Annotated in this window: 12 protein-coding genes; 4 read left to right on the top strand and 8 right to left on the bottom strand. The window is 43.6% G+C overall.

The window, feature by feature from the left end; genetic code table 11:
* Positions 1 to 15 precede the first annotated feature (15 nt).
* From AKG39_RS01810 to purR, 8 genes are all read right to left on the bottom strand, one after another.
* Positions 16 to 1,641: a putative polysaccharide biosynthesis protein gene (locus AKG39_RS01810; RefSeq protein ID WP_050738657.1), complete on the bottom strand. Its 1,626-nt coding sequence runs from the start codon at positions 1,639 to 1,641 to the stop codon at positions 16 to 18.
* A gap of 311 nt (positions 1,642 to 1,952) precedes the next feature.
* On the bottom strand, positions 1,953 to 3,446 hold the full coding sequence (locus AKG39_RS01805) for a peptidylprolyl isomerase (RefSeq protein WP_050738656.1): 1,494 nt from the start codon (positions 3,444 to 3,446) through the stop codon (positions 1,953 to 1,955).
* A 61-nt stretch (positions 3,447 to 3,507) separates the two neighbouring features.
* Positions 3,508 to 6,939 (bottom strand): transcription-repair coupling factor, encoded by a 3,432-nt coding sequence (gene mfd, locus AKG39_RS01800; RefSeq protein WP_050738655.1) that lies wholly within the window; start codon positions 6,937 to 6,939, stop codon positions 3,508 to 3,510.
* 80 nt (positions 6,940 to 7,019) lie between these two features.
* A complete protein-coding gene (gene pth / locus AKG39_RS01795; protein ID WP_050738654.1) occupies positions 7,020 to 7,640 on the bottom strand; it encodes an aminoacyl-tRNA hydrolase in 621 nt (206 codons plus the stop codon).
* A gap of 15 nt (positions 7,641 to 7,655) precedes the next feature.
* Positions 7,656 to 8,615: a ribose-phosphate diphosphokinase gene (locus tag AKG39_RS01790; protein WP_050738653.1), complete on the bottom strand. Its 960-nt coding sequence runs from the start codon at positions 8,613 to 8,615 to the stop codon at positions 7,656 to 7,658.
* A 68-nt stretch (positions 8,616 to 8,683) separates the two neighbouring features.
* Positions 8,684 to 10,042, bottom strand: coding sequence for a bifunctional UDP-N-acetylglucosamine diphosphorylase/glucosamine-1-phosphate N-acetyltransferase GlmU (glmU, locus tag AKG39_RS01785; protein WP_050738745.1), 1,359 nt, complete (start codon positions 10,040 to 10,042; stop codon positions 8,684 to 8,686).
* 75 nt (positions 10,043 to 10,117) lie between these two features.
* Positions 10,118 to 10,447, bottom strand: coding sequence for a septation regulator SpoVG (gene spoVG, locus AKG39_RS01780; protein WP_050738652.1), 330 nt, complete (start codon positions 10,445 to 10,447; stop codon positions 10,118 to 10,120).
* Positions 10,448 to 10,672: 225 nt separating this feature from the next.
* Positions 10,673 to 11,476 (bottom strand): pur operon repressor, encoded by an 804-nt coding sequence (purR, locus tag AKG39_RS01775; protein WP_050738651.1) that lies wholly within the window; start codon positions 11,474 to 11,476, stop codon positions 10,673 to 10,675.
* Between the two features lie 261 nt (positions 11,477 to 11,737).
* Between purR and murC the strand changes: the two genes are divergently transcribed.
* From murC to AKG39_RS20405, 4 genes are all read left to right on the top strand, one after another.
* The gene (murC, locus tag AKG39_RS01770) at positions 11,738 to 13,156 is read left to right on the top strand and encodes a UDP-N-acetylmuramate--L-alanine ligase (protein ID WP_050738650.1); all 1,419 of its coding nucleotides are present in this window, start codon (positions 11,738 to 11,740) and stop codon (positions 13,154 to 13,156) included.
* Positions 13,157 to 13,213: 57 nt separating this feature from the next.
* A complete protein-coding gene (locus AKG39_RS01765) occupies positions 13,214 to 13,498 on the top strand; it encodes a hypothetical protein (protein WP_050738649.1) in 285 nt (94 codons plus the stop codon).
* Between the two features lie 218 nt (positions 13,499 to 13,716).
* Positions 13,717 to 14,484 (top strand): prolipoprotein diacylglyceryl transferase, encoded by a 768-nt coding sequence (locus AKG39_RS01760; RefSeq protein WP_050738648.1) that lies wholly within the window; start codon positions 13,717 to 13,719, stop codon positions 14,482 to 14,484.
* 62 nt (positions 14,485 to 14,546) lie between these two features.
* Positions 14,547 to 15,401: a DUF4190 domain-containing protein gene (locus tag AKG39_RS20405; RefSeq protein ID WP_050738647.1), complete on the top strand. Its 855-nt coding sequence runs from the start codon at positions 14,547 to 14,549 to the stop codon at positions 15,399 to 15,401.
* Positions 15,402 to 15,548 lie beyond the last annotated feature (147 nt).

Here is a 15,548-nt window from a genome sequence, read left to right as displayed (position 1 = left end):
GCTTCGCTGCCATGATTAGCGCCGGTGGTGGTTTCGGCCCGGAACAAGGCCATTAATGCGGTCGTACACGACCATGAGGTATCGATTTCCGGGGAGATAGCCGATTTCCTCTTCGGTAATGCCTTTGATGAGAATCATGATTACCCCATACACACAGACCCCCACAGCCATTGCCACAAGCAGCCCTAAAAAGATTCCGGCAAAGGAGGAAACGCCTTTAAACACGATACTGGTTGCCAATCCCATGATCAGGGCTGCAAACAGTGGCTTAATCAGGGTATGGAAAAAATCGATTTCTACTCCGGTAAAGCGCCTGACTGAAAGGAAATTTGCCACCGTCAGATAGGCAAAGGTAATAATACTGCTGATGACGATGCCATAAATATTAATGGCCGGAATGGCTAGGAATATCCATCCTGTCACAAATCGGATAATAATCGCCACTCCCAGGTTAATCAGAGGTACCCGAAAACGGTCGATGGACTGGAGGATACTCTGGAAGGTGTTTGACAGCATCATAAAAATGGTCGCATAGGATAAGGTGCTTAAAATAGCACCGCCATAGGGTGATCCCGGGAAAAGCAGATCAAAAATACCAAAGGACAGCACCGATAATCCAATACAGGATGGGAACGCCAGAAGTAAGATGATCCGAATGGATAGCACGATTTTCTTATTGGTTTCTTTACGATCCCGGAGTGCAAAGGACTCGGATATCGTCGGGATCATAGCAATGGCCAGGGTTCCGCTGAGAATCAATGGCAGATTAATGAGCTGTTCCGCATTACTGAAATCCCCAAACATCATCGTCGCCTCAACCGCATCAAACCCGGCTAGACCTAGTCTTGAAACGTAAATAAACGAGTCAACTGTGGCAAACATTGAAACCAATGCTGAGGTCAGAGTGACCGGAATCGAGATAATCAGCAGCCGTTTTAACAAAGCTTTATTTGAGCGTTGGCGCCTACCGGTTCGCTTTCTCAGCAAGCGATGATTTTGCTTCGCAAAACTTTTGTACAGGTAACTCAGAAAAACAGCGGCCACCAGCCCGCCGACGGTGGCCCCAAAAACGGCACCGCCTACTCCCATGCCGATCCCAAAGGCACTTACAAAAATCCAGCATAGCAAGACGCCGAGAATAACACGAACAATCTGTTCAACGATCTGAGAAACCGCGGTTGGTGTCATAATCTGAAAACCCTGGAAAAAACCCCGATAGGCCGAACAAACTGAAATAATCAGGGGTGCCGGAGCAATGGCTATAATCGCCGGATAGCTTTCGGATGTCCAGTTGGCGGTTTCAATGATCCAGTCCGCTCCAAACAATAGAAACAGACTGGAAAGCCCGCCCATAACCACCAGTGCCATCATTGACAGCTTGAAAACCCGATGGGCCGTTTTATACTCGCCTTTGGCAATATTTTCGGCTACCATTTTAGATATCGCCAGTGGTATGCCTACGGTTGATACCATTAACAATAGATTGTATATATTGGTAACATTTGCATAAATCCCATTCCCGTAGCTTCCCACCATTTGATAGAGGGGGATTTTGAAAAACAGACCCAATAGCCGGGACAGTATTCCTGCCGCAGCCAAAACGCTGGCGCCTTTTAAATAGTTGGATGTTTTATCTGACATGGACAATCCTCTTTAATTAAGTTTTCTGCCCTATCAGTTTCGGATATTTTAGCAGATTGATTTTTATTATAACCTTTTATACAAACAGTGGCAATTAAAAAGCACTGGAAATTGTTCCAGTGCCGGGTCTATAGATAAAGTAATGTGACAAATTGCTTTGCGGATTTTTGTTTTATCATGTTGTATGCATCAAGGCGAACAGGCGCTAGCCTGTACGATCTTGCAGCATACAACGATAAATAAATGTCCACAAAGCGGTTTGTCGGCACTCAAAACGTTTGAAAATGTTCCAGTACCAAGGATTTTATTGCTTAGATTTTATTTTGAAACACTTCTACGTTTAAGTCGGTTTTAAGCTGTTCCATATAAGTTTCCAGCGGTGTTAAAATCTTATCGAATTTTATGGTTAGTTTTTTTGTAAGTTTGGTCTTTAACTTATCAAATTCTTCGGTTGCTTTTTGATTTTTTAGAACTTCTGTAATTTCTTCTTTTTTCGTATCCAATGCGGGGATTTCGGCCTGATTTTTATCATAAACATAAATGATATGGTAGCCATAATCGGTTTTAACAGGTTCGCTGACGGTATTTTTTTCCATCCCGAAGGCTGCATCTGAAAAGGCGGAAACCATGGTTGCATAAGTAAATGCGCCCAGATCCGTGGCTTGCGAAACGCCTTCAACAGTTTGATACTTCGTCATTACCGCATCAAATTCTTCAACTGTTTTGGCATTTTTGGCTTCTTCGTAAATCTGTTTTGCCAATGTTTCATCGGTGGCTAAAATATGTTTTGCTGAAACGGTGCTGGTGTCATAGGAGTTTTTATTTTCATCGTAATAGGTTTTTATTTCCTTATCACTGACCTTGGCCTTGCTAGCCAGATCCGCCTGGATTGCAGCAGCGGCGGCTGTGGCCTTGGCATCCTGTTTTTCAAATTCACGATACTGTGCCACAGTGAGGTATTTCCCATCAAGGTATTGCTGCAGCGTTTCATCCCCTGGCAGCAATGAATTTACAAAGGCCTGCTGGCTGGTAATATAGCCGTCAACATCTTCCTGGGCCAGGGTTAAATTATTTTCTTCAGCATATTTTGTCATAGCCTTTTGTTCGGCAATGGTATTGAAAATATTGTCATTGACGGTTTTCATGGTTTCGTCATCGGTTGCCAACGCTTCCTGATTTTGATAATAGGCCAGAAATTCTTCATTGGATAGGCGATAATTATAAACATCCTTGGTTACATTATCTCCACCAACGGTGCCAACGACTGTGGTTAACTCTTTGGCTGGATCGAGCAATAAGGCACTGTTATAATTTGCTGCCACGGTATTAGCATACTCATTGTTCGCAACGAATGCTTTCATGAATGTTTCAAATGACCCGGTATCAGTATTGTTTTTTGCCAATGCAGCGGCGTATTTTTCGTCGCCAAGGGTTGTTTTAATACTGGTAATGATGCTCTCGGCATCGGCGGTCAGAACGGCTTCATCAACGGTGACACCATCCTTTTTCCCCTGGGCAGCCATGGTTTCAACACGGACTAAATCATCCAGAAGATCCAATTGCAATTGCTTCAGCTCAACGTCTGTTGGAAAGGTCATGCCGCTGGCTTCATAGTACATCTGGTAATAAGCAAGGTAATTATTATAGCTTTCTTTGAGTATCTGCTCGCCATTAATCTCTGCCACGACCTGTTTTTTGTCGGCTTCAGGATTAACTTTTACCAAACTGCATCCTGATCCTACAAAACTGATCAGAATTGTGACCGCCAACAACAGGGTTATTGTCCGTAATTTTTTCGTCTTCATTTATTTCTCCTTTATTTCATAAAATCTTAGTCAGTTTAACATAAAACATTGCATGCTTTCCTTAATTCTTTTGGGGAATCAACATTTTAAGGAATTTTCCCAATTCCATTAAAAAGTTCTGATCTTTTTCATGTTTGAGTAAAATGCGCCAGCGCAGCTGATCGCCCTTTCCGGCATTAAACTTAATATTGTACCGGTCAAAAAGCTTTTTCATAAGTTCGGCTTCCGGGATTGGCACCTCTTTTGATCCGTCAAAGGTAAAGAGAACACTGTGCCCACGCTCGCGGATTTCAGTCATTCCCAGAGATCTTCCCAGATGCTTAATCATTGCCAGGGCCATCAGGTTGTATACTCCATCCGGTATTTCTCCAAAGCGGTCTAACAGCTCATCCTCAAGCTCCTCATAGTCGGTTTGCGTTTTTACATAGGATAACTTTTTGTAAATATCATATTTTAATTCTTCATTGCTGATGTAATTTTCCGGAATATAACTACTGACATCCAGATTGATGATCAGCTCGCTGGGAATGAGGCCTTGTTCTTCGCCCATGCGCCGCTGGACAGCATCCTCAAGAATCCGGCAATACAGCTCGTAGCCGATGGTCGCTAAATTTCCGGATTGGGCTGCTCCTAAAATATTTCCGGCGCCTCTGATCTCCAAATCCCGCAGGGCAATCTTAAAGCCTGAACCAAAGGCCGTAAAATCTTTGATGGCTTTTAAACGTTTCTGGGATATTTCGGTAAGAACCTTAGGTTTATGGGTAACGTAAGCATAGCCCTGGACGTCTGACCGTCCCACCCGTCCCCGCAGCTGATACAATTGGGAAAGCCCCATGTGATCGCCGTTGTCGATAATCAGGGTATTGGCATTTTTGATATCCAGACCGGATTCAATAATGGTGGTGGTCACTAAAATATCATATTCCTCTTTGAGAAAATCAACCATAATATTTTCCAGCTCCGGTCCGGTCATCCGGCCGTGAGCAACCACAATCCGGGCCTCGGGCACCAGTTTTTGGAGTTTCCGGGAAATTTCGAAAATATCATGAATGCGGTTATGGACAAAGAAAACCTGTCCCTGCCGTCCCAGTTCCCGTTCAATGGCATCTTTAATAATGGCCGGACTGTACTCCATAACGTAGGTCATGACCGGACGTCGCCCGGCCGGTGGTTCGTCGATGACGCTCATGTCCCGAACCCCGACCATGGACATATGCAGGGTTCTGGGAATCGGCGTTGCACTCAGGGTGAGGACATCCACATTTTCCTTTAGCTGTTTGATCCGCTCTTTGTGGCGGACCCCGAAGCGCTGTTCTTCATCCACAACCAGCAGCCCCAGATCTTTAAAGACCACATCTTTGGATAACAGTCGATGGGTTCCGATGATCAGATCCATCTGTCCCGAAGCCAGATCTTTCAAGGCCTTTTCCTGTTCGGTTTTGGTCTTGAAGCGGCTGAGCAGACCAACACTGATGGGATATTTTTTAAACCGATCCACGGCGGTTTGGAAATGCTGCTGGGCCAGGATAGTGGTGGGCACCAGAAAAACAACCTGTTTCCCTTCCATTACCGCTTTAAACACAGCGCGCAGGGCGACCTCGGTCTTTCCATAACCCACATCCCCGCAAAGAAGGCGATCCATGGGCCTGGCCGTTTCCATGTCAGCTTTGATTTCTTCCACTGCCTGGAGCTGATCGTTGGTTTCGACATAGGGAAATTCCTCTTCAAACTCGCTTTGCCAACTGGAATCCGGACCAAAAGCATAGCCCACCAGAGCTCGTCTCTTGGCATAAAGGGCAATGAGTTCATCGGCCATATCCTCAACTGCTGCCTTTACTCGGGCCTTTGATTTATTCCAGTCATTGGTTCCCAACTGGTTGATTTTCGGTTTCTTTTCGCCGGTTCCCACATAAACCTGGATGGCCTCCATTTGATCCACCGGGCAATAGAAACGGGCATCATTGGCATATTCAATCACCAGGAGGTCCTTAATGGTATTGTCGATTTTAAGCTGCTCGATCCCTCGGTAAACCCCAATGCCATGAGTGTCATGGACCACAAAATCCCCTTGATTGAGCTGGGTGAAGGAATCTATTTTGCGGCCTTTTTTTCGGCGGCGCCTGCGGCCGGCCAGGGATTCTTTGATGATTTCACTTTGATTCACACAGACAATGCCGTCTTCCTGGAGTTCAAAGCCACTGCCCAGCTCACCAATAGATAGTTGAATCCCAGGCATTGATGCGGTTGTAAAACGGTGAATATCGGCCTCGACAATTAAACCCTTTAATTTTTTAAGGCCGACTTCATCTCTGGCCCGCAAATTGATGATAGCATTTTTTTTCAGCTGGTCCTGGATGAACTCGATAAACAACGGCAACTGACCAAGAAATGAATCGTTGTCCTTTGACTTCATATCCAGTGAAACGCCCTTTTTTCCTCTTGAAGTAAACATGTGAAGTTTGAGATGGGCCTGAGCTTCCATGGCCTTTTCAATTTTTGACAGGGTGTAAAATTTATTCTTTTCTTCAGGGAACATAAAGTATTCGCTGATCAGTGTTTCAAAATCCTTATGGATTTTTTGCTGAAACAGGGCCTGGGATTCTTTAATCCGGGGCGGCTCATCCCAGATGCAGATGTAGTTCCCTAAATAATCGATAAATGACGCATCGGATTTAATAAACGAAAACAGGGTTTCATCATGGGCCCCCTGATCTTCGATGATCCGTTCAAGCAGTCCGGCGTATTCCGGAATGCCATCATAGCGTTTTCGGATCAGGTTCAATGCCTTTTGGCGTTCGGCGGTTTCCAAAATAATTTCACGGCCCGGCGGAATCCGAATGAAATCCATAGCTTTTGTAGACAGCTGGGTTTCCGGATCAAAGCAGCGGATCGATTCAATGGTATCACCAAAAAATTCGATCCGATAGGCCTGGGTTTCGGTTGGCGGGAAGACATCGATAATGCCGCCGCGATGAGCATACTGGCCCCGGGCTTCAACCTGGTACACCCCTTCATAGCCCAGGGCAAAAAAACGTGCCACCAGATCCAACGGGTCCCAGGTTTCTTCATTGACCAGGGTAAAGGTCAGTTCCCGAAACTTTTCCAGCGGCATACTTTTTTTCAGCAGTGCTTCGACACCAACAACAATGACCTGGCGGCTGCCGGATAAAATCTTTTCAATCACACTTAAACGCTGCTGGCTGATCTCCTGACTATGAACATCTGAGAAGTAATCATGAATCGACTCCATCGGAAAATAAAGCACCTCTTCCTGAAGAACTTTTTCAAGAGCTGCCGCTTTCTTTTGGGCCAGATAATCTGTTGCGGTGATATAAAGAATCCGGTCATTTTGTTTTTTGTGAATCAATCCGGTGAACACTTCTTTAAGACTGTTATTCACATTGGAAAGATTCACAATTTCCCCAGGTGCCAGTGCGTTCAGAATCGTATTGGTCTTTTCCAACCCCAGAAGGTTCTCATACAGTAAATCCATTTGCCACTTCTTTCTCTGTTAAACACCGATAGCCCAGGTTTTGCAACCCGGGCTCTTGGTTTAATCCTATTTTTCGCATATTAATTTTCCAGTTTTTTCACTTCTTTGTTTTCCAGGAAGATCTGTTTTTCGACTTTTTTGCGGACATTTATGCGGTTCATGGCTAAGTCGACGCCATCTTTTACAAAAATATCCACTCCTTTGGCAGCCTCTATGATGGCGGTTTCCATCAAGGGCCCATCACTTTTGGCAAAACGGCCTAACACAAAGTTCACTAAATCAGAACATTCTTTGGGTCTGCCAATGCCAATCCGGATCCGGGAAAATTCCTGACTTCCGAGGCTTTGGATAATCGAGCGCATACCGTTGTGAGTGCCCCCGCTGCCCCGCTGACGGATCCGCACATCACCGGGCTCCAGGTCAATGTCATCATAAATAATAAGCAGGTTTTCCAGGGGAACCTCATAAAAATTCACCAGTCCCGCTACGCAAAGACCACTGTTGTTCATAAAGGTGGTGGGCTTGGCCAGCATAATTTTCTGACCAAACTCACGATAAACCCCGGTAAAACCATTTTGTTCTTTCTTTTTAACCGTAATGTCCTTATTCCTTGTGATGGTGTCAATGACTTCAAAACCGATATTATGTCGGGTCCCATCATACTTACTGCCGATGTTTCCCAATCCCACAATCAGATGCATTTTTTTCTCCTGCTCCTAAACGTATCTGCCAACAAATAACTTGCTGAGAGAACGTCCAAAATGGACATAATCAATGGCCCGACCAAAAAGTGTGCCGGTGGAAAGAATTTTTATCTTTTCAATCCGTTTTTCCTCAGGAATCACCAAAGTGTTCAGAGTAATTAATTCTTTAATTGCTGAATCCTGAATCCGTTGAATCGCCGGTCCTGAAAACACCCCATGGCTACATGCCGCATATACGGATTCTGCACCCAGGCCAATAAGTGCATTGGCACCGGAGGTAATGGTTCCGGCAGTATCGATCATATCATCAATCATGATGCAATTTTTGCCGTCCACATCGCCGATAACATTCATAACCACGGTTTCGTTGGCGCGGGGACGATCCTTATCGATAATTGCAAATGCACAACCCAGATTTCGGGCCAGATTTCGGGAACGTTTAACGCTGCCAACATCCGGCGAAACAATAACCATATTTTCCAGATTCTTTTCGCGATAGTAATCGGTAATTAAACCGCCGCCAGATAAATGATCCAATGGAATATCAAAGAATCCCTGAATCTGATTGGAGTGAAGATCCATGGTGATCACCCGATCGGCTCCGGCTGTGGTTAAAAGGTTTGCCACCAGCTTTGCAGTAATCGGATCACGGGATTTTGCTTTACGATCCTGTCTGGCATAACCGTAGTAAGGAATAACTGCGTTAATACGTCCGGCTGATGCCCGTTTCATTGAATCGATCAGGATTAATAATTCCATGAGATTTTCATTAACAGGCATTCCTGTAGACTGGATCACAAAAACATCAGCCCCACGCACTGATTCAAAAACATTAACCCCTATTTCGCCGTCACTGAAAGTCACAACCTCTGCATTACACAGCTGTACTTCCAAGTAATCCGCGATTTCGTTTGCCAGGGGAAGATTTGAATTCCCTGCGATGATCTTTATTCCACTATACTTTCCATCCATGTGTTTTTATACCTCTTCTTAATTTTCTTTATTCTATAATAATGACATATCCAATAAAATTAGCAAGCTTATTTTATCAGATATCCCACTTTATTGACCTGTCGTGCTCTGGCAATGGCCAGACTATCTTCGGGCACATCATCGGTAATGGTTGATCCCGCCGCAATATAGGCGCCTTCTTTTACAGTTACCGGAGCAATCAGATTGGTGTTGCATCCGATAAAAGCATTTTTTTCAACGGTGGTCCGATATTTTTTTTTGCCATCGTAGTTCACAAAAACCGTACCGCATCCTAAATTCACATTTTCACCCACATCCCCATCCCCAATATAGGTAAGGTGGGCGGCCTTTGCGCCGTCGGCCATGGTGGAATTCTTCACTTCAACAAAATCGCCAACCTTACAGTGTCGGCCGATTTGACTTCCGGGGCGAACGTAGGCATAGGGTCCAACGCTGGTGTTATCCCCCACGGAACTATCCAGAAGCGTAGAATTATGAATAGTGACCGCATCGCCGATTTCCATATTGACCAGGCGGCTGTTTGCACCAATCAGACAATCTTTGCCAATGACGGTTTTTCCTTCTAAAATAACGCCTGGGTATAGGGTTGTATCCTGGCCGACAATAACATCCCAACCAATATAGGTCGCCGCCGGGTCAATCATGATCACGCCTACATCCATGAGCTTTGCGTTAATGCGCTTGCGCATCAACGCCTCGGCCTGGGCCAGCTGAACCTTTGAGTTAATGGCCTGGATATCTTCATGATCCGGGGTCACATAAGTACCGGTTGTTTTGCCCATTCCCCGCATAATTTCCACAACATCGGTAAGATAATACTCGCCCTGGGTATTGTCGGTTTTTAATTCTTTCAGTGCCAAAATTAGGGTTTGAGCGTCGAAGCAGTACATTCCGGAATTTATTTCCTGAATCCTTTTCTCTGAGACTGTGGCATCCCGCTCTTCGACAATTTTTTCGAGATCCCCGGCCTTGTTTTTTACCATCCGTCCATAACCGGTGGGATCCTCAAAGTTTGCACTGAGCACCGTGGCGCCATGACCGCGTCGTTCATGCTCGGCAACAAGACCCCGGATGGTTTCCGGGCGAACCAATGGCGCATCCCCGACCAATACTACCAAGTTTCCCTTTAATTCACTGTAAAATGGCAGGGCCTGTAAAACCGCATGCCCGGTTCCCAACTGTTCACTTTGAAGAATGGTGGTAACATCAGGTGAAAGACTGGTTTTAACCTCTTCTGCCTGGTAGCCGACAACAACGGCAATCTCGTTTATTCCGGAATCCCTGCTGGCATCAAGCACATAATTTAAAATATTCTTTCCACACACCTGATGAAGCACCTTGGGTTTTTGAGACCGCATGCGAGTTCCCTGACCCGCAGCCAGAATAATTGTTTTTGATTCATTCATCATTTTAAGTTCTCCAATTTCAACTATTTATTCACAACAAAAAAAGGGAAGTTACTCCCCTCTTTTGTTGATTGTTTATTCTTCTTCGTAATCTACTTCTAATTCTACTTCCGTTTCTGATACTTCTTCCTTGGCTAACTGGTCACTTTCTTCTATGGCCTTTTCGTAAGCTCGCAGTACACTTTCCTGCATTTCACGACGGGTACCCATGTTTATGGGATGTGCAATGTCTTTAAACTCTCCGTCCGGCGTTTTACGACTGGGCATTGCAATGAAAAATCCACTTTGGCCTTCAATCACCTTGATATCATGAACAACAAATTGATCATCAAAGGTAACTGAAACAATTGCTCTCATTTTACCCTCTGGATACGTTTTCCGTACTCTTACGTCTGTTATTTCCATCTTGTAGTAAGCCTCCCCCTTGAAATAAAATTATCAGTCTAATTCTTTATATATACTACCACAAATTCACCAATATTAACACAAAAACCTCATTTTTTTCAAATTCGCAATTTTTTTTCATGGTTATAAATTTAACAAATTCCCCACAATTTCAAGGTCTTTAAAAAAAGGTTGATCTTTCGGTAATACCGCCATTCGCGGCAGTCAGAAAAATTGCTTTTTCGTCTATTTTGAGCATAGGGAAACCCTTAATCCGGCACCCGCGATGTCATCATCATCCATGATAATCAGGGAAGTAAAATTATCCACCAATTTTTCCATTGGCGATTTCGTCACAAAAATAACACAGATTCCCATAACGCTTGCCCCAACCTCTTCCATAAGATTGGACATCCCCCTGGCAGTACCGCCGCCTTTCATAAAATCGTCAATGATTAAAACCTTTTTCCCCATTAAATCAATGCGGCGACTCAGATACATTGTTTTGATCTTATTGGATGACCCTGATATGTAATTGACACTGGTGGTAGCACCTTCGGTAACCCGGTTGGATCGTCTTATCAGGCCCATCGGAACATTAAGATAGCTGGCTGTTTCAAGAGCAGCTGGAATGCCTTTGGTTTCTGTGGTAACGACGTATTCAATCCCTTTGCCACCGTATTTTGATGCGATAATTCGACCAATGTTTTTTGAATAGCGTGGATGTGAGAGGATATCGCTGTAATAAACAAAGCCGCCCTGAATTTTTCGACTGGGTTCAAGTAGAAGCTTGGCAATTTCTTCCAGAATGGCCACTTCCTCGGATTTTAAAACTTCGGGATGGTAAACCACTCCGCCAGTGGCTCCTGAATAAGTTTCCACCCGGCCGGTCCCTGAAATTTCAAAAGCATTTCTGACCACCGCCACATCTTCACAAACGCTTGATTTACCCGCTCCTAATAGATCGGTAAAATAATTGTAGCTGAAGACCTCATTGGGATGATCCGATAATATTTTTGATATGATACTGATTCTTTCGTTTTTCTTCATTTCCCACCTATGTTGATTTTTAAAAAATCCGAACGTTATTTTGTATATCTATAATTTTATTCATATTTTAATAAAAGCGCAAGTTATTTTTAATCTTTACTCCGGTTAAACTCCTATGTTATAATTTCTTGTGAAGTATTTATAGGGGTTTTTCGAACTCCTCTGATCATTTCATTCTCTTTAATGGGGAAAACCATTGATATACAATCCCATTATTAAGAAATTATTAAGAAAATCTTTCTTTACTAAGGAGCGAATTATTTGAAAGCACAACTTGAGAAAAAATTCAACAAACCCATAAATAAATTATTCTTCATTGGCATCGGTGGAAGCAGTATGAGCGGTCTTGCCTCAATGGCTTTATCCCAGGGCTTTACCATTGAAGGTTCTGATATGATCACCTCCGCTTATGTTGAAAAATTAGAAGACTTGGGCATTATCGTACACATTGGCCACAAGTACAGCAATATTCCTGAAAACACGGATTGTGTGGTCTATTCTGCGGCGATCCATGAGGATAATCCCGATATGGTTAAAGCAACCGATTTGGGACTTCCAAAAATCGAACGTTCGAGTTTTCTGGGACTCTTTTCCCATATTTTTGATAAAACCATTGCCGTTTCGGGTACCCACGGTAAAACAACCACCTCTTCCATGGTGGCTTGTTTGCTTCAGCATGCCGGCTTAAATCCCAGTCTCAGCATTGGCGGAAGTCTTGCGGAATTTGGAGGAAATGCCGTGGTAGCCTCCAAGGATTTTTTCGTAGTGGAAGCCTGTGAATATGTGGACAGCTTTTTAACTACCTCCCATTCCATTGGTATTATTACCAATATTGAAGAGGATCACCTTGATTACTTTAAAGGTGGCCTTCCACAAATTAAAGAATCTTTTCATAATTTCGCAAAAATTTTACCATCAAATGGTCTGATGATTGCCTACGGGGATTCCCCGGATGTTTTGGATGTAGTTCAAAATCTAGCCTGTCCGGTGGTTACCTATGGTCTCGATGCCAAGGATGACTGGTATCCAGAAAATATTGTCTATGATAAAGTCGGCAAGCCAAGCTTTGATGTCTTCAAAAAAAATGCTTTTTATGGCCATTATGATCTTATTATTCCCGGCGAGCACAATGTTCTGGATGCCCTTTCAGCGATTATCTGCGGTGATTTTTTAGGCATACCGGTTGAAACCTCAATCAGTGCCATGAAACGTTTTATTGGTGCAAAACGCCGATTTGAATTCCGGGGGGAAGTCAATGGCATTAATGTCTACGAAGACTATGCCCATCATCCCACTGAATTAAAAGTTGTCGTGGATGCCTGCCTGAATTATGAACATCATAAGCTATGGGTTGTTTTCCAACCCCATACCTATTCCCGAACTTTCTTTTTCTTTGACGACTTTGTAGATGCCTTTTCCAAAGCGGATTTTGTTATTCTGAATGATATTTATTCTGACCGTGAAGGCAATGATTGGAATATTTATTCCGAAGACCTGCAAAAAGCCATTGAAGAAAAATATCATATTCCAACCGTAACCATTTCCGCCTTTGAGGATATTGTTAATTATCTCACCGACCATTTATGCGCTAATGATCTGGTTCTTGTTGCCGGCTCACAAACCATTAACCATGTGGCTTTTGACCTCGTTGATAAGTTAAAAGAGCTTCATAATTCTTGACATTCTTTGCTGACTGGTATATTCTAAAATATAATTATAATATTTTAGGAGGTTCTTATGGAGCAATATTCCAGTAAAGCAACTGCTTCTCTTGTCTTAGGTATCATTTCTCTGGTTTCTATTTTTACCGGTTATTTTGTACTCATTGGCATTGCCTGTGCTATTGTCGGCTTAATTTTTGGTATCCAAATCCGTAAAGCCGCTCAGTTAGAGGGTTTTAATCCCAGCAACATTGCAACCGCCGGTTTCATCCTTTCACTAATCGGCGTTATCCTATGCACAATCGTCTTTATTTCCTGTGTCGCCTGTGTCGGATTATTAGGCACCCTCGCCGTTCTCTAATTTTTTTTTAAACGGTGGGTATCGTCTCATCAGACTGCAGGCAAGCAGAAAGTAAGTCCTGGGGACAATCGTAACATCAGTTGTCGGCATCATGGCGAACAGGCGGCAGCCTGTACGATCATGCAGCCGACAACGATTTACCATTGTCCCCAGGACGAGCTTGTCACTAAACTCTATAGACGATAACCATCGTCTATTTTTTTATTGAAAGGAAAACTATGTATCCTGTAATTCACATTGGTAGTTATCTCATTCCAACCTTTGGCATTTTATTTCTGATTGGCCTGGGCGCAGCTTTTTTGCTGGCTATTCTGTCGGCCCGAAAATATGCAATCCCCACAATGGATGCTATGTTTTTTGGGCTTTTCGCATTAATCGGCGGTATCATTGGAGCCAAACTTCTTTATATTATTGTGGCGCTGCCTGACCTCATTGCCCATCCCGAAAGCATTTTTTTATTACTCACCGGGGGGTCCGTCTTTTATGGGGGTTTGATTGGCGGCATTTTAGGTGGTTTTTTTTACACCAGAATCTACAATCTCAACACCATCGAATATCTCGATATGGCCGTTCCCTGCCTGGCCCTGGCCCAGGCTTTTGGACGCATCGGCTGTTTTTTCAACGGTTGCTGCTACGGCATCCCCTATGACGGCTTTTGCGCCGTTCATTATCCCATTGGCGCCTACCCACCCTCGGACATCGGACTTTTTCCAGCCCAGCTAACCGAATCTTTTTTTCTTTTTGTGTTAACCATTGCCCTTTTAAGGATACTAAAGAAAAGCAGGACTCCTGGCTTTACCACCGGCTTTTACCTGACCAGCTATGGCATTTTCAGATTCATCAATGAGTTTTTCCGTTCGGATCCACGGGGTTCATTGCTTTTCCTTTCAACCTCCCAGTGGATCAGTCTCGGGATTATCACCCTTGGCATTCTCTTTTTCCTTAATTTTCCCCAATTATTTTATGAAAAACATTGGAAACAATAGTTGTTTACCATGGTTTAGGGTATAATTATCCTAAGAAAAAATATATTTTGGAGGTTATTGTTATGAACATGTTCGAACCCTATTATGATGGCGGGATGAACTACGGTGCTCAATCAGATTTTATGTATAACGTACTGCCGGTTCTGTTGTCAATACTAGCTGTTGTATTCATTTTCGCACTTATTATCGGAATTATTTGTTACGTTTTTATGGCCATTGGTCTCTACACCATGGCAAAAAATCGAAACCTGGATCATCCCTGGTTTGCTTGGGTTCCCATTGCGAATAGTTATTTAATGGGTGAACTCATTAATGATGATGTGTCCCTCAGTTCACTTCATATTCCCTATGCAAAAATATTTTTACCGCTTGTCCCTTTTGCTCTTGCCTTGATCATGGGTGTTTTGGGTTTTATTCCTGAATTGGGGATGGTTTTAATTGTCCTTCTTTCACTGGCTCTTACCTTCTATCAATGCACTGCACTCTTTTGGCTTTTCAGTATTTACAATAAAGAACATCGGGTTCTTTTTCTTGTGCTAAGCATTATTTTTCCTTTTATGGGACCGATTTTCATCTTTGTTATTCGCAACAGAGTAGCTTATGATGAACGCTATCCAGAAAACGTGAAGCAGGATGACTATGATTCCAAGTCCATTATGGCACTTTCTCTTGGTGTTTTTTCAATTGTCAGCTCCTTTGTTTTAATCGGAGGTAGTGCATTTCTAGGCGCTGTGGGTCTGCTCTTTGGTATTATCGCCATGAAGGAAAAGAAAGCTTTGGGACAATCACCGGGCATGGCCCTGGCCGGATTAATCTGTTCTATCGTTGGTCTTGCCATTACACTGCTCATGCTGTTCGTCTGTATTGCCTGTGTCGGCATCGGCGCAACCGGCGTCTTTTCCGGAATTTTCAGCTAGTTCTAAGCAGGTCTTGACATTATTTATCTATTACAAGATTGAATGCCTTCATGGCGGGTGCTCGTCATCCGCATGGAGGCATTTCTAGTTGGCAATTGGAAATTCAAAACACAACCGTAAATTGCTTTGATGTCAGTTTTCACAACA

This window comes from Acetobacterium bakii (assembly GCF_001263355.1).
GTDB lineage: Bacteria > Bacillota > Clostridia > Eubacteriales > Eubacteriaceae > Acetobacterium > Acetobacterium bakii.
This window is presented reverse-complemented; position numbering and strand designations above follow the sequence as displayed.